Here is a 19,602-nt window from a genome sequence, read left to right as displayed (position 1 = left end):
AGGAGGGGAATGAATGAAAAAGCAACATATATTTATCAGTTTTTTATTCATTTTTATAGTAACTATTTTTAACGGAAGTATACAAGTATTTGCTGAAACAGCTGAACAATCAAATCACACTTTTACCCAACCTTTTCAAAATACAGCAACTTCTTTGACAGGGACTGCAGTAAAGGCAACAACCTATTTTACACGTATTGACTATTGGAAGGTAAAAAAAGCAACGTTTAACTTAAGTTATGCAATTACACAACTGGCTAATAATCAAACGTCCAATTTGACAGTAGCTGTTAACGGTGTAAAATTTTTTTCTTGGCATCCAGAGAATAAAAAAGGAATGCAACAACAATCTATTGATATTCCACTGGCATTGATTAAGGATAACAATACTTTGACCTTAGAAGGACAAATTGTTAATCAACCAGAAAATGATACAGCCACCTTGCTTCAAACACCAGCAAACTGGCTAACGATTGAAGATAATGGGATGAATGTCAATTTTCAATATGATTTAAATTTACCAGAAAATACCATTCATTCTTTCTACAATCATTTCAAAGGCGCTGATACAATTGCTAATAACCAAAGCATTATTTTAGTTCCTGATCAGGCTACAGCAGCTGAACTTTCAGCAGCTACCTATTCTTTAGCAGGTATTTCACGAACAATGACAACGAGTGAATCATTTTTGTCTATAGATTCTTGGCATCACTCACATCAACAACCTTATCAAATCTATATAGGAATGTACAACAGACTACCAAATAAATATAAACGTGAAATAAGTGAAAAAGGATTAGAAAATGAAGCTGTATTAAGGCTTTTTAATGATAACAATCAACATGTATTGGTGGTTACGTCTAAAGATGAAGATCGATTGATTGAAGCCGGCCGATATATAGCCAACTCAGAATTAATGACAGAGACAGAAAAAATGGAAAAGAGAGTCACAAGTCAAACAGATACGTATACTTCTAGTCTTGAATTTGATGGAAATTATCCATTAACCTCTACTGGTACTTACTTGTCAGGTCCAAATCATCAAGAACAAGCTTATTTTGTTCACCTACCGATTAATCATAATAATGTTAATGGTAGTTCTGTTACAATAAACATGAAATATGCAGATAACTTGGATTTTAACAATTCTTTAGTAACAGTCTATGTGAATGATCGACCAATTGGAAGTAAAAAATTAACCAATCAAAAAGCAAATAAAGATAAATTAACCGTTCAATTTCCAAATGATTTGGAAGTAAATGATAGTTTTTTAATTAAAGTAGCTTTTGATTTAAATTTAAAAGATACAGCTGGATTAAATAATGCTAAAACTCCATGGGCTTATATTGAAAATACATCCAAAGCATTTATTCAAGCAGAAGAATTAAAAGATCGCTTGTTTACAAATTATCCAAATGTTTTGATTCAAAATCAAACATTTGCAGATTTAGCCGTTATTTTACCAAAAAAATTAGATAAAAATTATTTTAATGTTTTATCTAATTTATTTACCTTAATTGGAAAGTATGCACAGAGCAACGTAGGAGAAATTAACTTTTATAAAAAACAACCTCAACAGCAAATTTTAAATGATCATAATTTAATTGTCATAGGAACACCTAAAGACAATCAAATGATTCAGACATTAAATAAAGATCTATATTTTAAATATACGAAGGATTTTTCAACCTTTTCTTCAAATGAAAAATTAAGCATTGAGCAAGATTACGGGAAAGAAATCGGAACAGCTCAACTACTATCTTCTTCCTATAACACTCAGGCAGTTGCATTGGTTCTAACTGGGGCTGATTCTGAAGCAGTTAGATTGGTTTCTACCCAATTAAACGCAGAGAAAAATTTGTCCATCTATAAGGGTTATGCAATTGTAATAGATAAAAATTATCGTAGGTATGATTATCGATTTAAGAAAATAGCTCAACCAAAAAGAAATAAGGGAATTGTACAATTAATTACAGATGGCCAGCAACTATTAATTTATGGTTTAATTTCTTTATTAGTCTTACTGATTATTGGAACTAGCTTCTTCTTTGTTATTAGAAGAAATAGAAGGGAAGGATAAATAACAATGAACACTAACCATAAATTACATTTATTAACAGATTTATCTTTATTATTTGAAGTGTTATTATTGATAGTAGTTTCCATTTTTATGGGTACGCATGTGAATCCTTTCTTCTTTAATCTAATTTGTTTATTAGTAACCACATTACTCATTCTAATTACGTATTTTGCTGGATTGGTACCTGGACTAACTTTTTGTGTCATTTTCATTTTTGGTCAAATTGGTTATGTCGTCTATAATTATATTTATAATGATGTTTTTTACTATGGTTCATTATTTTGGCAAATAATGCCATTACTTTATTGTTTATGTATTTATTTGGTTACGTATCAAATTAAAAAAGCTGAAAATCTCATAAATGAACTCCAAATCAATAGAGATCGTTTTAGTGTTCTAGATAATGAGACAAATTTAAGAACCATTCGTATTTATACTGATGATTTTGCATTTTTATCAAATGTAGCAATTAAAATTAAGCATCCTTTGTACATTGTTATTATTCAAATTAGTTATTGGGATAGTGTAAAACGTTTAATAAATAATGAACAATTGAAATTATTATTACATTTAATTACGAATGCAATTGAAGCAAGTAAGGCAGAAGCCTATATTGTCTACATGATTGATCACACCAATCCAACTTGGGCTTCATTAACTTTTGCAAATGAAAATCAAATAAAAGTATTTAAAGAACTGGTCAAAGAGAATTTTGAAGAACAATTGCTTTATTCAGAAGCATTAGCACACCTAAATATTGGATTGGTTATTAGTTATTATAAATATGATTCAGAAGAAGTAAAAGACGCTGGAGATTTCCTAAACCTAGGTATCAATGCTCTTCAGTACGATGTATAAGATAAAACAGGTGAATTATCCAGTGATGGAACAAATTTAAATGAAAAGCTGATAACTGAAAAAATAGTGATTAAAATTAGTTTTCAATTATTAAAGAAGCAATTCTGATCTATTTTTTTAAATAAAAGACTAAATATAAAACATTCCTACTCTGAGAATGCTTGTTTTAGTCTTTTTTTGTTTTGATTCCTGATTGATAAAAAAATTTGAAACGATTAATATATCCATTATTCCTATGAAATTGAACAATGGTAAAAATATTGTGGTCAAAATCTATGTAGATAGCTATTTTTATTTTAAAATGGTAAACTGTTAAAATGAAAAGATCGATCGTTAGATTAACTAAAGGAGCTAAAGATGAAATTATATTTTACACGACATGGGAAAACAGAATGGAATGAAGAAATGCGCCTTCAAGGAATGCATGGCGATTCCCCTTTATTGCCCACTAGTTATGAAGAAATTCACGCATTGGGTTCTTATTTAAGAAATATACCTTTTGAGAAAATTTATTCAAGCACTTCTTTAAGAGCTAGAATTACTGCTGAAGAAATTAATAAACAACTCCTCAATCCAGTTGAAATTATTTATACAGATCTATTGAAGGAACTTGGGCTTGGTGAATTGGAAGGACAGCTAATTTTTGAAATGAGACAATTACATAAAATAGAAATGGATCATATGCGTTACCAATTGGATAAGTATGATCCAGCTCATTTTGCTGGTGAACCAATTGAAGAAGCGATTGAACGGGTAACTAGCGTTGCCTTGGAAGCTGTTGAATCAGGTGAAGGCCCTTTCCTATTTGTTGGTCATGGGGCATCGTTAACTGCAGCTATTCAATCAATGTGTGGAAAATCACTCAGTGAGTTAAGAGAAATGGGTGGTTTAAAAAATAACAGTTTGTCTATTTTAGAAACCGGATTACCAAAGTCCCGTTTACCTTTCAAATTAAAAAAATGGAATGACCATTCATTTTTAACGGACTGATTTTAACAAATAGAAGGGAGAGTCATCAATGGATTTGCTTTTTGATGGGGAAAAAGCCTACATTGTTGGTAGTGTAAAAGCCATCTTTTTTGAGAATCCCACCAATTTCTATAAAGTATTATTGATTCAACTGACAGAGACGAATACAGATTTTCTTGAAAAGGAGATTGTAGTAACAGGTAGTTTTGGTCAAATTCAGGAAGAAGAACTTTATCGTTTTTATGGGCATTTTGTTGATCACCCACGTTACGGACGACAATTTCAAGTAGATAGTTATCAAAAAGAAAAACCAACATCGATGAATGGTGTCATTAATTACCTATCAAGTGATAAGTTTCCTGGAATTGGTAGACGAACAGCAGAGAAAATTGTTGAAGTTATCGGCAAAGATACCATTGATCAAATTATTGCTCATCCGGAGACTTTAAAGCAAGTTCCAAATCTTAATGAAAAAAAACGTCAAGTAATTATTGAAGGAATTCAATTAAATCATGGTATGGAACAAATTATTGTTGGATTGAATCAATATGGATTTGGAAACCAGCTCTCCTTTACTATTTATCAAGTATATAAGGAAGAAACGCTGGAAGTTATTAAAAAAAATCCTTATCAGTTAGTAGAAGATATTGAAGGAATTGGGTTCAAGCGTGCAGATGCCATTGCGGATCAATTGGGAATGACGGCAGATTCAACAACACGTATTCAGGCAGCGATCCTTCATGTACTTTTTCAGCAATCTATCCAAACGGGAAATACCTATGTAAAAGCAGAAATTTTATTAGAAGAAACCATCGAATTATTAGAGAAAAGTCGTCCAATAGAAATCTCACATGATCAAGTAGCAGCACAAATCATTGAGTTAGTTCAAAAAGGAAAAATACAGCAAGAAACAACCGAATTATTTAATAATAGTCTTTATTTTGCTGAATGGGGCATTGGGACTTCTATTCAGCGTTTGTTAGCTCAAAAAAAAGAAACAACCTATGAAGCAGCCAAAATAAAAGATTCTCTAAGATTACTTGAAAAGCAATTAAATATCTCTTACGGAAAAATACAGCAAAAGGCGATAAAACTAGCGATTAAATCTCCCTTATTTATCCTAACTGGTGGACCAGGTACTGGAAAGACAACCGTCATTAATGGAATTGTTTCGCTTTTTGCAGAATTAAATGGTATTTCTTTAGATTTAAAAGACTATACACAAAAGACATTTCCAATTTTGCTGGCTGCACCGACTGGCAGGGCTGCAAAACGAATGAACGAAATGACAGGATTGCCTGCTAGCACCATTCATCGTTTACTAGGATTAACAGGTCGAGAAAAAAATCCAGGAATAACAGCGAAAGAACTAGAGGGCGGTTTGTTAATCATTGATGAAATGTCTATGGTGGATACTTGGTTAGCCAATACATTATTTAAAAATATTCCTACTAATATGCAGGTAATACTTGTTGGTGATAAGGATCAGATTCCATCCGTAGGACCAGGACAAGTTTTTTATGATCTATTGCAAGTAGATGAAATTCCTAAGATTGAATTAACAAAAATTTATAGACAAGAAACTGATTCAAGTATTATCGAACTAGCTCATGAAATTAAACAAGGTAAACTACCAGAAAACTTAACGATTAATCAAAAGGATCGCTCCTTTTTTAGGAGTGATGCATTTCATATCGAACATTATATAAAGCAAATCATTAGTAAAGCAACAGCAAAAGGTTTTACAGCACAAGATATTCAGGTTCTTGCACCAATGTATCGGGGAGCAGCTGGCATTAACGCACTTAATAAAATGATGCAAGGTATTTTTAATCCGGCAGATGGCAAAAAGAAAGAAGTTACGTTTGGAGAAACAACCTATCGTATTGGTGATAAGGTACTTCAGTTGGTAAATATGCCAGAGACAAATGTTTTTAATGGGGATATGGGTGAGATTGTCGGCATTGTACCAGCAAAAGAATCTGATGATAAAGTAGATGAATTGGTTATTCAATTTGACACGAATGAAGTAAGTTATAAACGAAATGAATGGAACAAAATTACATTATCGTATTGTTGCTCCATCCATAAAGCACAAGGTAGTGAATTTAAAATGGTTATCCTACCGATGATTCACCAATACAATCGGATGCTACAGCGCAATCTGCTTTATACGGCTATTACTCGTAGTAAGGAATTATTAATTTTATTAGGCGAACCAGAAGCCTTCCAGCAGTGTGTTGAGAATGAGGCAGCTACTCGTTTAACTCGTCTTAAAGAATGTATTCAAAGAGCAGATACCATGACAGTTTCTGAACGCTTGAAATTAGAAGCGTTTGAAGAAAGCTTAGTGAATTCCTCACCATTTGGTGAAAAACAAGTTACCGATAATAAAAATGATATAGAATTTACAAAAAATGCTAACAAATCTGCAAATAAACTGCTGACGAAAGAAACATTGACCCAACCAAAATCTGAGGTTGAAACTATTTCCTTATTTTCTGAGCCATCAGAATCAAAAATTCAAGAATCAAAACCTCATTTACTAACTATGGCATTAATTCAAGCAAATACAATTGATCCAATGATAGGAATGGATGGAATAACTCCTGATCAATTTGTCAAAAATTAGCTTGTTGCAAAAAAGGAAATAGTTAAGTTAGCGCATTAGAAAATTTTACTATTTTCCTTTATTTTTAACTATTTTATCCTAGCAGTAATCGAATATAGTCAATATAATTTTTTTATATTGACTATTTATATAATAAATTTTATAATATTAAGGTTGTAAATTAGATGAATGGTTAACACTCTAGCATTCATTACAATATATTTTGTTCAACTTAAGCAAAAAATGAATGGACAACAAGATGATTCAATATTGAAATAGCTTTTTTTGCTTATTCATTGAATTATGGGGAATGGAAAACAATAGTAAAATCGTTACAGACTGCAGTTCATCAACCATCCTGCATAACAAAACTTGGAGAAAGAGGAAACTTATGAAAACAATGACTAAATCAGAAAAACAATTACGTGTTATCGTAACAAATGGCATCATTATGGCACTTTACCTAGCATTGACAATTCTTGTTGCACCGATCGCTTCTGGACCTATTCAATTTCGAATTTCAGAAAGTTTAAACCATTTAGTTGTTTTTAATCGTAAATTGATGTGGGGCGTTCTATCTGGAGTGATTATTTATAATTTATTTTTTGGTTTTGGTATCATGGATGTCATTTATGGAGGGAGTCAAACATTGATTGCTTTAGGGATAACCGCCTTTTTACAAAAAAAAGTACCCAATGAGAAAATTCGTTTAGGAATAAATTGTTTGGCTTTTACAGCTAGTATGTTTTTAATTGCTTTTATGCTCGTACCCTCTGGCGGTAAAGCATTTTGGCTTACTTATGGATCGCTGGCATTAAGTGAGGCAATCATCATGATTATCTCTGCACCAATTATGTATTTAATTAACAAATCATTACAATTAGAAAATAGATTATGAAATAAAATTTTCTATCAATGTCATTTTATAGATTCTATGAATAAACAATAAAAAACTCTCCAAGCATTGAGTATTGATCAGATGCTGGAGAATTTTTTTATCTATTTATCAATTGATGATAGTTAGTTGACTTTTGCTGCTGCTTCGGCTGCTTTTACCATGTCTCTGAGTGGTTTTGGTGCATCCTTTTCAGCTAATTCTATACGGATTAAAATCAATTTATCTGTATTTTCTCTAGCCTGTGAGAAAGCTTCTAATAATTCATTTTCAGTGGTTACATAACGAAGTAAGTAATCGCTCTTCTTAGCACCAAAAAGTTGTGGAATCTTTCCATAGTCCAATTGTGCTACATCATTATAACTTTCATCCATGCCGTGAATAAATCGTTCAATGGTATAGCCACTATTTTCAATTAAAAGTATAATTGGATGTAGATTTTCCCTGAAAGCAAAGCCAAATTCCTGAATCGTCATTTGTAATGATCCTTCACCAATAGACAATATATTTCGACTAGTAGGATCAGCAACTTGACTACCTAACATAGCAGGAAAAGTATAACCAATAGAGCCCCATAATGGTTGAGCGTTATACCTAGCTTTATTTGGTAATTCATTCATCGTTAGGCCAAGAAATGATGTGCCTTGTTCTGCAAATAAAACTTCTTCTGGTTGGATAAAAGCAGCAACAGCAGTATCATAAAAATCTTGTGTTAATTTATTATCAGTGCCGTTTGGTTGATTAATCATTTTAGAAAATGCTGTTCCAGTTTTTATCGATGTAGAAATTGTTTCTTCTGAAAGTGCCTGGATCGTTGAAGCAAAATGGTAGGGTTGCTGAGCATTTTCTGTTTTACCGAAAAATCTCATATGATCTGCATTTAAAGCAATTGTTTTTGTATCATTAAAACTTTGAGTAAAATTACCAGTAACTAAATCAGTTAATTGAACGCCAAGTAAAAGAATAAGGTCTGCTTGATCGATGATTTCCTTCGTCATATGTTTAGAGAATGCACCGTTATATGTACCAATAAATTGGGGTAAAGACTCACTGACAACTCCCTTGCTGAATCCATTGTTTGTAAATGGTAGGTTGTTATTGACAATGAATTTTTCTACAAAATTTTCTAGCTTGAATCTTGCTAATTCATGTCCAATGAATATAATTGGGGATTTTGCTTTATTCAATTGTTCCATAATCAATTCAATTAGCATTGAATTTGTCTTCTCCATGGGTTCTTTGATTAAGGCTGGAATTTCATTTTTTATTTCCTGATTGATTTGAATTTCTGCAACATCCATCGGAATTGTTAAATATGCAGGTTGTCTTGTTTCAATCATTGTTTTGATCAGTTTGTTGATTTCTTCGACTGCATTTTCATGGGTTAAGTGTGCTGTATGAAATCCTAATGCCTGGTGGGCGGCTTCAAATTTTTTAAAATTACCATCTCCAAACGTATGATGAATAGGAGCACTTGCTTTTTGAACAGGTGTTAAAGGCGTTCCCACAATTTCAAGAACTGGAACGTGTTCTGCTTTACTGCCAGCAAAACCGTTTAAGGCACTTAATTCGCCTACGCCAAACGTTGTTACAAAGGCGGCAAAACCTTTTTTTCTTGCATAGCCATCTGCCATATAAGCGGCATTTAATTCATTGGCATTTCCCAACCAACGTAGATCTTTTCGTGAGGTAATATGGTCTAAAAAATTTAAATTATAATCACCTGGTACTCCAAAAACTTCATCTGCTCCTAATGCTTTAACGATGTCTAATAAATAATCTGCTACTGTATACATGTGTTAACCTCCATTTGTTTAACTAAATAATTAGAAATATTTTCTAGATGAATTAGTTAAATAGAAAAAATTTGATAACTATCTCTTATTAATATAAATATTTAAAATAATAATTATAAATTAGTTAATTAAATAAAATAAACTAATTTTTAAAAATAGTGAATAATCATTTTTAATAAGTGCATAGTAATAAAAATATAAGAGAAATATCAAGCTTTTTATATAAATAATTAAATAAAATAGAAAATTTAGAAGAGCTTATTCACTTCCTTTCTTAATTATTATATTACAATAAAATTATAATTGAAATACAATACAATAATTTTTCTAAAATAAATTTTTTCTAAATAATTTATTTTTATTAAAATATATTTATTTATTGTATTAATAAAATTATAAAATAATATATATTGAATAATTTATTGGCATAAAAAATATACCCATCAATCAAGATATAGCATTCAAAATGATGAAAGATCTAACGAAAAAATATTTATAAATCGCTCGCTTTAACTGAAACCTTTATTCATTATTTATTAATGTAACTTCAATAGATAGTATTATTTTCGATATCATTTATATTTCTAGACCAAAAAATCATAAAAATTTACTTGTCAATAATACTAGCTAGAGATAGTTCATTTGTTTGTTATTCATGTTATTTTTATTTTATAAAAAGTAATAGATAAAAGAATTTTTATCTATTATGGGTTTGCTTGTTCAATTATTTTTAAATTCTTCTTGAATATAGTTTAATTTTAATTGAAGTTGGTTGTTCTCATTTAACAAGTTGTGATAAAGTAATACAGTAGGAAATAAAGAGGAGTTTAGTTAGCTATGTATGAATTTAAAATTGGTATTTGTGCCACAGAACACGATAACTTTGTAAAAGAAAATCCTTTATGCAATTTGCTCCAATCTTCTGCCTGGGCACAAGTTAAAGACAATTGGCGATCAGAAATCATAGGTGTTTATGATGAAGGTGTATTGGTTGCTTCAGCATTAGTCCTTATTCGACCTTTACCTATGCATTTCACGATGCTTTATACACCAAGAGGCCCAGTCATGGATTATAATAATGCAGAACTAGTCAGATTTTTTATGTTAAATTTAAAAAAATATGGCAAAAAGCAACATGCATTGTTTATTAAATTAGATCCACCTATTCATTATAAAGATTTTCAATTAGGAGAAGAACAAACAAGTCATGCTTCTGCTGATACAATTATTCAGCATTTAAAGGAAAGTGGTGCTATTCATCAAGGATTAACGATGGATATGAAGGAAACCATTCAACCTCGTTTTCAAGCAAATATTTATTGTGAAAATTTTACAGATGAGAAATTACCTAAAAATACAAAAAAGATGATGAAAATAGCAGAAAAAAAAGGGGTTACTATTCGTCTTGGACAGGAAGAAGTCGTTGATGATTTTGCTAAAATCATTCAACTAACAACTGAACGTCAGCATATCTCATTACGAAATAGTGATTATTTCAAAAAATTATTAACGATCTACCCAGAGTCTGCTTTTATTATGTTGGCTGAGGTAAATTTAAAAGAACGTTATGAAGAAACAAAAAAAAGATATGAAGTAAACCAAATGGAGCTAGCAAAATTAAAAGAAAACCAAGTAAAAAAACGTCATAATTTAGAAGAATTGGAAACTTCATTGACACGAGAAATAGGGGAATTAGAAGAAAGTATGGCTTATTCTGGTGATACAGCAGTGATTGCTGGTGCTTTAGCTGTTACATTCGGCTCAACAAGCGAAATTCTTTATGCTGGGATGGATGAAAAATATAAACGATATATGCCTGCCTATTTAACTTGGTATTATGCCATTTCTGAATGTTTTGAACGTGGATGTAAAACTTGTAATATGGGGGGATTAGAAGGAAGCTTAAATGATGGATTAATTAAATTCAAAGCAAACTTTAATCCAACAATTAATGAATTCATAGGTGAATTCGATCTACCGGTGAATAGGTTGCTACTCAAAGCGAGTGAATATGCTTATAAAATGAAAAAACAAAAAAAATAAGCGTGAAATATTTCACGCTTATTTTTTGTTTAAACTTTTCGATTATGACAGAAAAATTGATTATCATTTAAGAGTAATTCTTATAGTTGAAAATTTAGTTTGTAGATATTTTTTCTAAGTTATCTATTTCTAAAATAAGCTATAAAAATAGTTTACAATTTATTTTAACATATTGACATAAATGATTTAAACTAATTGACTTATATTCATAAATCTCTTGACTGTTCTATAACTAATTTCTGCCTATAATTGATTATAGGCAGTTGGTTTCATTATACGAAATAAAATTAGACAAACAGCTGAAGTAATCATCCCTGCAATAAGTGCTTCTGGAATGCCCGATGTTACGATTGTTCCAATAATCGTCCAGTAAATAACATTGCCACCTTTACCCACTGCTTGAGCATAAGTATCAGCAAATAGAAAATAAATCATATTCATTACTAAAATCGTATTTGTTAGGGAACCAGCGATACCAGCAATAAATAAAGAAATGGATTGCTTTTTATTTTTAAATAACTTAGAGAGCCAACGATAAATAAAGTAAGGAACAACACCAATTAGAATTCTTGGAATAAAAACAATCAATAATGCTTTCAGACTGCCATGGTTTGTTCCGATAACAGGAATAAAAGGACTCAATACAAATGAAGTAGGCGATGGGGTAATCGTAGCACGTATCATGCTGATTAGTCCAAATGTTCCACCTAGCATACCACCAATTTTAGGACCTAAAATAATAGAGGCAATAATAACTGGAATATGCATTGTTGTTGGATTAATAACCCCTAAAGGAATAAAACCTAAAGGCGTAATCGCTAATAAAATTAAAATGGCTAAAAATAAAGCAGTTAATGTAAATTTTTGTGTCTTTCTCATAAAATACTCCTTAGTTCTTTCTTTAATTTAATGTTTTATGAATAATTTGACTAATTTCATAAACTTCAGCTAATGCCCCTCGACCGACATCTCCACAGGCAAGTAACGCTTCTTTAGGTTTAATTTCATGATAGCCAGCTTCTTTTAAGATGCCTAAATTTCGTTGGGTAATTGAATTTTCATACATATACGTATTCATAGCAGGTGCAATCCATCTAGGAATTTCTGGTTTTAGTGCTAAAGCAACTGTCGTTAACATATCATCGGCAATTCCATTTGCTAATTTGCCTATTGTATTTGCTGTAGCAGGTGCAATCAAAAAAAGATCTGTCCTTCTTGCTAATTCAATATGATTAATTTCAGCAGGTGTTCTTTCTTCCATAACATCTACATGCACAGGATTTTTAGATAATGACTGTAGAGTTAAAGGCGTGATAAAGGCCGTACTATTTTTTGTCATAATCACTTCAACTGTATAATTTAATTTTTTTAATTGACTGACAATATCTGCCGCTTTATAGGCTGCTATACTACCTGTAACACCTAACAAAATAGTTTTCATTTTTCATTTTCCCTCCATTTCTCTTCAACATTTTTAACAATTAGCTTAGCAATCTCCTGTTTTGTTTGAGCTATCTGGACATGTTTATTTTTATCGATTAAAAAGCCTTGATGTTGTTCTCCTTGAATCATTGTTAAATCATTTGCTAATACAAAATCACACTGATTTTTTTCTAAAGTAGTTAAGCCTACCTGGATCAATTCTTCTTTTGATACATCTACCAATAATTTAAAGCCGACAAAAACAGCACATGGTTGTAATTGGCGAATCATTGCAATTAATTTTGGATTTTTCTTTAAGAAAAGAACCAAACGATCCGTATCTGAATGGATTTTTTTATCTATCTGGACTTGTTTAGCAATGGTTTCAATCGACTGTGCAATAATTTCTGTTAAGTTATCATGAAGTAGTGATCTATGTTTGGAAAGTTGTTGAACAAGTCCTTCAATCAGGCGTTGTTCTGTTAGTGCTGTTTCTGTTGTAAAATCACTAACTGCCATACTGTGGATTACAGCATCAAACAGACATTGCTGTAATTGCTGTTTTAAAGCGTCTTCTAGATTTTTTGTAGTTTCAATCAAGAGAAGTGTTAAGTTTGTCTGCTTTTCAGGATGTTTTGCAAAAGGCGTCATAATATAGGTAACTTCATGACCTCTTGCTAGAAAGCACTCGGCAAGAGAATTTCCTAACTGACCAGAAGAATGATTCGTAATTGCACGAACTTCATCAATCTTTTCAGATGTACCACCAGCTGTAATCAAAACTTTCATTTGTCTATTCACTTCCTTTCTAAAAACAAATAATTGTGCGGCCAATATGTTGTCCAGCTTGCAATGAGGCAAATGTGTCTGGTAATTGTGCTAAAGTTATTTCATTGTATAGTGAAAAATGATCAATTTTTAAATCTGTTGCAAGTCGATGCCAAATAGCGATTCGCTTCTTTCTATCTATATTAACTGAATCAATTCCCAATAGTTGAATCCCACGCAGAATAAAGGGGAGTATAGTTGTATCCAACTGATTTCCTGCTGTATTGCCACAGATAGCTGAACTGCCGCCATAGGACATTTGTGGAAGAAGCGAGGAGGTAATCTGACCGCCAGTGGTATCAATAGCAAAGTCAATCGCTTGTTTGGCTAAGGGCTTTTTCCCTTGATTAATGAATGATGCTAAAGAAAGACAATTCGTTGTGCCCAGTTGTTTTAAAATGCTAAATGCTTCTTCTTTACGTGTAATTCCAGTGATAGAAGTATAGCCTAGTTTGTGGAGCATAGCAATAGCAAGACTACCTACACCACCAGTTGCTCCAGTAATAAAAATAGCTGCGTCTTTTCTGTCTACTAATCCTTGTTTTTCCAGCGTATCAATCGCCAATGCTGCAGTAAAGCCAGCTGTTCCATTGATCATAGCTTCCTTTAAATCCAAATGCTTAGGTAAAGGAATTACCCAATCTCCAGGAACTTGTATTCGTTCTGAGAAACCACCAGTATGCCAAACACCTAATCCATAACCGGTTACTAAAACCTTTTGACCCACTAAAATTTGTGGATGATTCGATTTTTTAACAATACCACTAGCATCAATGCCTGGAATCATAGGATAATTCTTAATAACGCCACCATTCAGCTGAGTTGCTAGAGCATCTTTATAATTTACAGAAGAATAGGCAACTTGAATTAAGACATCTCCTGAAGAAAGCTGATCAGTGGAAATGGTTTCTAACTGACCTACAATTGTTTCATCAATCTTTTTGACCATAAATGCTGTAAAAGATTCCATAAGTTTCTCCTTATTCATTGAATGCGTATATTTTATCATATTTTTAAGGGAAAAACAGGCACCTAAGTTGATGGGGAAATTTTAATAATTATTTAATGAATAGAAAAATAAGACAAACTTCCCTTTAAAACCAACTATTTTCCCAATGAATACGCTCACTTTGTGAGTTGGGTGAATGACAAAAAAGTATTCAAATAAAAAAAGGTTGCTATTTTTTTAGGTCCCATATACTATAAAGTTAAAAGTAAACTTAAAGTTTAGTGATAGCAAACTTTGAAAAATACATTGAATATTAAGAAGAAAAAATGGTGAATGTATATGGAGATTGGCGATCGACTGAGAAATTTACGCATACAAAGAGATTTAACACAAGAAGAATTAGGGGAACGAACAGATTTAACAAAGGGATATATTTCTCAATTGGAAAGAAATTTAAGTTCTCCTTCAATGGAAACTTTTTTTACCATTTTAGAAGTTCTAGGTGTCTCTCCAGAAGAATTTTTTAATGAACAGACGATGGAACAAAAAATTGTTTATCAGGATAAAGATAATACGCATTACTATGATGAAGAGAATGGATATGAATTAAGGTGGCTGGTGCCTGGATCGAATGAAAAAGAAATGGAACCCGTGTTAATTACTTTTATCAAAAATGGTGAATATAAAACTTTTGAACCTTCTTTATCAGAAACATTTGTCTATGTCCTTGAAGGTTCAATCACTTTACTGTTAGGAGATATTCAGTATCGTGCTAAAAAGGGAGAAACACTTTATTATCATGCAACCAGTGCTCACCAGTTAAAAAATTGTTCAAAAGGTAAAAGCAGAATTTTAGTAGTAGCAACAGCCTCTTATTTATAGAGAAAGTGAGGAATAAAAATTGGCAAAAACCATCATTTCATTTGAAAATGTCGTCAAGGAGTTCGATAATGAAAAAATTTTAAAAAAAATTAGTTTTGAAATAGAAGAAGGAAAATTCTATACCTTATTAGGACCATCCGGTTGTGGAAAAACAACGATTTTACGTATTTTGTCTGGTTTTACAGATGTAACTTCCGGAGATGTTTACTTTGACGGTAAGAAGATTAATCATATACCATCAAATAAACGGCAAGTGAATACTGTCTTTCAAGATTATGCGTTATTTCCACATATGAATGTGTTCGATAATGTTGCTTTTGGTTTAAAAATTAAAAAATTGCCTAAACAGCAGATAAAAAACAAAGTCAAAGAAGCACTTCGATTAATTCAGCTACCCGGTTATGAAAACCGAGAAATTAGCGAGATGTCTGGTGGACAACGTCAGCGGGTAGCGATTGCTCGGGCGATTGTAAATGAGCCGAAGGTACTACTTTTAGATGAACCACTTTCAGCTTTAGATTTAAATCTGAGAACCGATATGCAATATGAGCTACGTGAATTGCAGCAAAGACTGGGGATTACTTTTATTTTTGTTACACATGATCAAGAGGAAGCACTGGCAATGAGTGATGAAATTTTTGTTATGAATAAGGGAAGGATCATTCAAAGTGGCTCACCTGTTGCTATCTATGATGAACCGATTAATCATTTTGTGGCAAATTTTGTTGGTGAAAGCAATATTGTCAATGGGATTATGCGTGAGGACAATTTGGTCGAGTTTGTTGGCAAATGTTTTGAATGTGTTGATGGCGGTATGAGGGATCAGGAACCTGTAGAAATTGTTTTACGACCAGAAGATTTAAAAATTACAACAAAAGAAAAGGGTAAATTAGTAGTTACAGTCGATAACCAACTATTTCGAGGGATGCATTATGAAATTCTTTGTCATGATGAACAAATGAATGAATGGTTAGTCAGCTCAACAAGAAAAGCTGTTGAGGGTTCAGAAATTGGCTTGTTTTTTGAACCGGAGGATATTCATGTCATGCGTTTTAATGAATCAGAGGAAGATTTTGATGCACGTTTAGATAGTTATGAAGAATAAAAAACTGGAAGGAGGGAGACTGTGAAAACAGCACGTCGATTTTATTCCATTCCCTATGTGATATGGTTGGTTTTATTTGTCATTACACCGGTTTTCATGATTATTTATCAATCATTTTTTGATCAATGTGGTCATTTTACTTTTGATAATTATACTACCTATTTTACATCGACAACTTATCTAGGTATGACTATTAATTCTGTTTGGTATGCCTTTATTATCACGTTCATTACCTTACTCATTAGTTATCCTACAGCTTATTTTTTAACCAAATTAAAACATAAACAACTTTGGTTAATGTTAATTATTCTACCAACCTGGGTAAATCTTTTATTAAAAGCCTATGCATTTATTGGTATTTTTAGCATGCATGGTAATGTAAATCAATTTTTATCTTTTTTAGGAATTGGCTCTAAACAAATTCTATTTACTGATTTTAGTTTTGTATTTGTAGCTGCATATGTAGAGATTCCATTTATGATTTTACCAATTTTCAATGCACTGGAAGAATTGAATCCATCATTGATTAGTGCGAGTTATGATTTAGGTGCAAGTAGTCGAGAAACCTTTCGACGAGTAATATTTCCTTTGTCATTAACTGGTGTCAAAAGTGGTGTACAAGCTGTTTTTATTCCCTCCCTATCCTTATTTATGTTGACTCGTTTAATTGGCGGAAATCGGGTCATTACCTTAGGAACAGCGATTGAAGAACATTTTTTAGTTACTCAAAATTGGGGAATGGGATCAACGATTGGTGTTATATTAATTATGGCTATGTTTATTGTAATGATGCTCACAGGAGAAAAAAAGAGAGGAAGTGACAAAAAGAAATGAAAAAAAAATATACGAAATTCTCACATTTTTATTTGTTTTTCATTTTTGTCTTGTTATATCTTCCAATCTTCTATTTAATTTATTATTCTTTTAACAAAAGTAATTCTATGAATAAATTTACAGGTTTTACGTTTGCTAATTATGTTGAGGTATTTAACGACACACGATTATTGATCATTGTATTAAATACCTTTTTATTGGCTTTTTTATCTGCTTTACTCGCTACTATGATTGGGACCTTTGGAACACTAGGAATTTATTATACTAAAAAGCGAAATATACGTACGTTGTTGCTTGGTCTTAATAACATTCTTTTAGTTTCTCCAGATGTTATTACTGGCGCTAGTTTTTTGATTTTTTTCACGATTATTGGCTTTATTAATCTGGGTTTTTCAAGTGTATTACTTTCCCATATTGCCTTCAGTATTCCGATTGTAGTATTGATGGTTTTGCCTAAACTTCAAGAAATGAATGATTCGATGGTAGATGCAGCTAGAGATTTAGGTGCGAATAGTTTTCAGGTAATAAAAAATATTATTCTACCATTTTTATCTCCAGGAATTATTGCTGGTTATTTCATGGCTTTTACTTATTCTTTAGACGATTTTGCTGTTACGTTTTTTGTGACAGGAAATGGTTTTTCCACGCTTTCTGTTGAGATTTATTCACGTGCTCGACAAGGAATTAGTTTAGAGATTAATGCATTGAGTACTCTGGTTTTTATTTTTTCAATGCTACTGGTAATCGGTTATTACTTTATTAGTAAAGATAATAATTCCAAACGAATAAAAAAGATAAGACAAACAAATGATGAGGAGTTGAAGCTGAAATGAAAAAACTTTCCTCCTTATTCATTGGACTCATTGGAATTATTTTTATTCTTTTTATTGGTGTCTATCAATTAGAACAAACTAGTGGAATGGTTGGCAAAAATACTGTGACGATTTATAACTGGGGAGATTATATTGATCCTAAATTAATTCAGCAGTTTGAGAAAGAAAGTGGTTATAAGGTTGTTTACGAAACATTTGATTCGAATGAAGCGATGTTTACAAAGATTCAACAGGGAGGAACTGCCTATGATATTGCTATTCCCTCTGAATATATGATTCAAAAAATGATTAAAGCCAAAATGCTTTTGCCAATCGACCATTCAAAACTGAGAGGATTAACCAATATTCATGAGGCATTTTTGAATCAATCTTTTGATCCAAAAAATCGTTACTCCATTCCTTATTTCTGGGGAACATTAGGAATCATTTATAATGATAAATTTATTGAAAAAAGCAACATGCAACATTGGGATGATCTGTGGCGTCCTGAATTAAAGAATAATCTCATGTTAATTGATGGTGCCAGAGAAGTTCTTGGATTTTCATTAAATAGTCTAGGCTATTCTTTAAATAGTAAAAATAACGAACAGCTTAAAGAAGCTGCCCATAAATTAAATCATTTAACAAGCAATGTAAAAGCAATTGTTGCTGATGAGATAAAAATGTATATGATTAATGAAGAAAGTGCCGTAGCAGTGACTTTTTCAGGTGAGGCAGCAGAAATGTTGGAACAGAATAAACATTTGCATTATGTTATTCCATCAGAAGGTTCAAATTTATGGTTCGATAATATCGTTATTCCAAAAACAGTTAAGAATAAAAAAGGTGCCTATGCATTTATGAATTTTATGCTGCGTCCAGAAAATGCAGCTAAAAATGCTAAATATATTGGTTATTCCACACCGAATGAAGCAGCGATGAAATTGTTGCCCAAAAAAACGACTTCAGATAAACAGTTTTATCCAGACAATGCATTAATTAAACATTTAAATGTTTATAATGATTTAGGTGCTAAATATTTGGAAAAATATAATGATTTATTCCTAGAATTTAAAATGTATCGGAAATAAAAGATAAAAAATTAATAAAATTGTTAACTCTATGTATCTGTTTACTGTTAAGTTATTTTGAATTAAAAAATACTTCATCAAGTTTGTTTAAAAAATATAAGTGCTAAGAAGTTGAATATAGCTATAGGACGTGATGAAAATTATATCTATTTCTATGAAGAATGTTTTTTATTAGAATTAATGATCCCTTTACAAATAAGTTTAATTACTTTTAGTCATGGCATAATTGTAATGGAATAGTTATAGGTAGACAGAAAGAAGAAGCCCACATAGCAATAAAAATTAATAATAAACTACAATGAGAAAGAAGTAATAGCTAATATTTCTTGCTATTCATTAGTGAATTGAGATTTGAAAGTACAATAAAAAGTAGGAAATACCTACTAAAGCATATGTATAGATCATAATAAAGAATTTTTAATTGGTC

The 19,602-nt window shown here is 31.5% G+C and carries 16 protein-coding genes; 11 read left to right on the top strand and 5 right to left on the bottom strand.

From position 1 onward, the window contains the following. Window positions 1-13: 13 nt before the first annotated feature. The 5 genes from MPTP_RS07230 to MPTP_RS07210 all read left to right on the top strand — a co-directional run bounded on the left by MPTP_RS07230 (window position 14) and on the right by MPTP_RS07210 (window position 7,416). A complete protein-coding gene (locus MPTP_RS07230; RefSeq protein ID WP_013774472.1) occupies window positions 14-2,080 on the top strand; it encodes a cellulose biosynthesis cyclic di-GMP-binding regulatory protein BcsB in 2,067 nt (688 codons plus the stop codon). Window positions 2,081-2,086: 6 nt separating this feature from the next. Then, a complete protein-coding gene (locus tag MPTP_RS07225) occupies window positions 2,087-2,938 on the top strand; it encodes a hypothetical protein (RefSeq protein WP_013774471.1) in 852 nt (283 codons plus the stop codon). Between the two features lie 357 nt (window positions 2,939-3,295). Beyond that, window positions 3,296-3,928, top strand: coding sequence for a histidine phosphatase family protein (locus tag MPTP_RS07220; RefSeq protein ID WP_013774470.1), 633 nt, complete (start codon window positions 3,296-3,298; stop codon window positions 3,926-3,928). 28 nt (window positions 3,929-3,956) lie between these two features. Further along, the gene (gene recD2 / locus MPTP_RS07215; RefSeq protein ID WP_013774469.1) at window positions 3,957-6,539 is read left to right on the top strand and encodes an SF1B family DNA helicase RecD2; all 2,583 of its coding nucleotides are present in this window, start codon (window positions 3,957-3,959) and stop codon (window positions 6,537-6,539) included. A gap of 370 nt (window positions 6,540-6,909) precedes the next feature. Continuing rightward, window positions 6,910-7,416 (top strand): QueT transporter family protein, encoded by a 507-nt coding sequence (locus MPTP_RS07210; RefSeq protein WP_013774468.1) that lies wholly within the window; start codon window positions 6,910-6,912, stop codon window positions 7,414-7,416. A gap of 122 nt (window positions 7,417-7,538) precedes the next feature. On the opposite strand, the gene MPTP_RS07205 is transcribed toward MPTP_RS07210, so the two are convergent. Continuing rightward, window positions 7,539-9,209 (bottom strand): alpha-keto acid decarboxylase family protein, encoded by a 1,671-nt coding sequence (locus MPTP_RS07205; protein WP_013774467.1) that lies wholly within the window; start codon window positions 9,207-9,209, stop codon window positions 7,539-7,541. 837 nt (window positions 9,210-10,046) lie between these two features. On the opposite strand from MPTP_RS07205, the gene MPTP_RS07200 reads away from it, so the two are divergent. Further along, the gene (locus tag MPTP_RS07200) at window positions 10,047-11,252 is read left to right on the top strand and encodes an aminoacyltransferase (RefSeq protein ID WP_013774466.1); all 1,206 of its coding nucleotides are present in this window, start codon (window positions 10,047-10,049) and stop codon (window positions 11,250-11,252) included. Window positions 11,253-11,495: 243 nt separating this feature from the next. Here MPTP_RS07200 and MPTP_RS07195 read toward each other — a convergent pair whose 3' ends face one another. The 4 genes from MPTP_RS07195 to MPTP_RS07180 are packed head-to-tail and all read right to left on the bottom strand — an operon-like array spanning window position 11,496 to window position 14,472. Further along, on the bottom strand, window positions 11,496-12,131 hold the full coding sequence (locus tag MPTP_RS07195) for an ECF transporter S component (RefSeq protein ID WP_013774465.1): 636 nt from the start codon (window positions 12,129-12,131) through the stop codon (window positions 11,496-11,498). A 22-nt stretch (window positions 12,132-12,153) separates the two neighbouring features. Next, complete coding sequence (gene coaC, locus MPTP_RS07190; protein WP_013774464.1) at window positions 12,154-12,693, bottom strand: phosphopantothenoylcysteine decarboxylase; 540 nt, start codon at window positions 12,691-12,693, stop codon at window positions 12,154-12,156. Beyond that, window positions 12,690-13,463 (bottom strand): phosphopantothenate--cysteine ligase, encoded by a 774-nt coding sequence (gene coaB / locus MPTP_RS07185; protein WP_013774463.1) that lies wholly within the window; start codon window positions 13,461-13,463, stop codon window positions 12,690-12,692. Before coaB ends, coaC begins: the two co-directional genes overlap by 4 nt. Before the next feature lie 19 nt (window positions 13,464-13,482). Beyond that, window positions 13,483-14,472 (bottom strand): acrylyl-CoA reductase family protein, encoded by a 990-nt coding sequence (locus MPTP_RS07180; RefSeq protein WP_013774462.1) that lies wholly within the window; start codon window positions 14,470-14,472, stop codon window positions 13,483-13,485. 318 nt (window positions 14,473-14,790) lie between these two features. On the opposite strand from MPTP_RS07180, the gene MPTP_RS07175 reads away from it, so the two are divergent. From MPTP_RS07175 to MPTP_RS07155, 5 genes are read left to right on the top strand one after another with little or no spacing between them, the layout of a single operon-like run. Continuing rightward, window positions 14,791-15,333: a helix-turn-helix domain-containing protein gene (locus tag MPTP_RS07175; protein ID WP_013774461.1), complete on the top strand. Its 543-nt coding sequence runs from the start codon at window positions 14,791-14,793 to the stop codon at window positions 15,331-15,333. A 19-nt stretch (window positions 15,334-15,352) separates the two neighbouring features. Next, window positions 15,353-16,438: an ABC transporter ATP-binding protein gene (locus MPTP_RS07170; protein WP_013774460.1), complete on the top strand. Its 1,086-nt coding sequence runs from the start codon at window positions 15,353-15,355 to the stop codon at window positions 16,436-16,438. Between the two features lie 21 nt (window positions 16,439-16,459). Beyond that, window positions 16,460-17,272: an ABC transporter permease gene (locus MPTP_RS07165; RefSeq protein ID WP_013774459.1), complete on the top strand. Its 813-nt coding sequence runs from the start codon at window positions 16,460-16,462 to the stop codon at window positions 17,270-17,272. Continuing rightward, window positions 17,269-18,105: an ABC transporter permease gene (locus tag MPTP_RS07160; protein WP_041363220.1), complete on the top strand. Its 837-nt coding sequence runs from the start codon at window positions 17,269-17,271 to the stop codon at window positions 18,103-18,105. The genes MPTP_RS07165 and MPTP_RS07160 overlap by 4 nt, the downstream gene beginning before the upstream one ends. Continuing rightward, window positions 18,102-19,175, top strand: coding sequence for an ABC transporter substrate-binding protein (locus MPTP_RS07155; RefSeq protein ID WP_013774457.1), 1,074 nt, complete (start codon window positions 18,102-18,104; stop codon window positions 19,173-19,175). The genes MPTP_RS07160 and MPTP_RS07155 overlap by 4 nt, the downstream gene beginning before the upstream one ends. Window positions 19,176-19,602 lie beyond the last annotated feature (427 nt).

This window comes from Melissococcus plutonius ATCC 35311, from assembly GCF_000270185.1.
Taxonomy (GTDB): domain Bacteria; phylum Bacillota; class Bacilli; order Lactobacillales; family Enterococcaceae; genus Melissococcus; species Melissococcus plutonius.
The sequence above is the reverse complement of the archived record's forward strand: the minus strand, read 5'-3'. Positions and strand labels throughout refer to the sequence as shown.

What these genes read in the sequence shown, in the direction of transcription:
- MPTP_RS07230 (WP_013774472.1), top strand. Translation starts at nt 14, where the DNA reads ATGAAAAAGCAACATATATTTATCAGTTTTTTATTCATTTTTATAGTA.
- MPTP_RS07225 (WP_013774471.1), top strand. Translation starts at nt 2,087, where the DNA reads ATGAACACTAACCATAAATTACATTTATTAACAGATTTATCTTTATTA.
- MPTP_RS07220 (WP_013774470.1), top strand. Translation starts at nt 3,296, where the DNA reads ATGAAATTATATTTTACACGACATGGGAAAACAGAATGGAATGAAGAA.
- recD2 (WP_013774469.1), top strand. Translation starts at nt 3,957, where the DNA reads ATGGATTTGCTTTTTGATGGGGAAAAAGCCTACATTGTTGGTAGTGTA.
- MPTP_RS07210 (WP_013774468.1), top strand. Translation starts at nt 6,910, where the DNA reads ATGAAAACAATGACTAAATCAGAAAAACAATTACGTGTTATCGTAACA.
- MPTP_RS07205 (WP_013774467.1), bottom strand. Translation starts at nt 9,209, where the DNA reads ATGTATACAGTAGCAGATTATTTATTAGACATCGTTAAAGCATTAGGA.
- MPTP_RS07200 (WP_013774466.1), top strand. Translation starts at nt 10,047, where the DNA reads ATGTATGAATTTAAAATTGGTATTTGTGCCACAGAACACGATAACTTT.
- MPTP_RS07195 (WP_013774465.1), bottom strand. Translation starts at nt 12,131, where the DNA reads ATGAGAAAGACACAAAAATTTACATTAACTGCTTTATTTTTAGCCATT.
- coaC (WP_013774464.1), bottom strand. Translation starts at nt 12,693, where the DNA reads ATGAAAACTATTTTGTTAGGTGTTACAGGTAGTATAGCAGCCTATAAA.
- coaB (WP_013774463.1), bottom strand. Translation starts at nt 13,463, where the DNA reads ATGAAAGTTTTGATTACAGCTGGTGGTACATCTGAAAAGATTGATGAA.
- MPTP_RS07180 (WP_013774462.1), bottom strand. Translation starts at nt 14,472, where the DNA reads ATGGAATCTTTTACAGCATTTATGGTCAAAAAGATTGATGAAACAATT.
- MPTP_RS07175 (WP_013774461.1), top strand. Translation starts at nt 14,791, where the DNA reads ATGGAGATTGGCGATCGACTGAGAAATTTACGCATACAAAGAGATTTA.
- MPTP_RS07160 (WP_041363220.1), top strand. Translation starts at nt 17,269, where the DNA reads ATGAAAAAAAAATATACGAAATTCTCACATTTTTATTTGTTTTTCATT.
- MPTP_RS07155 (WP_013774457.1), top strand. Translation starts at nt 18,102, where the DNA reads ATGAAAAAACTTTCCTCCTTATTCATTGGACTCATTGGAATTATTTTT.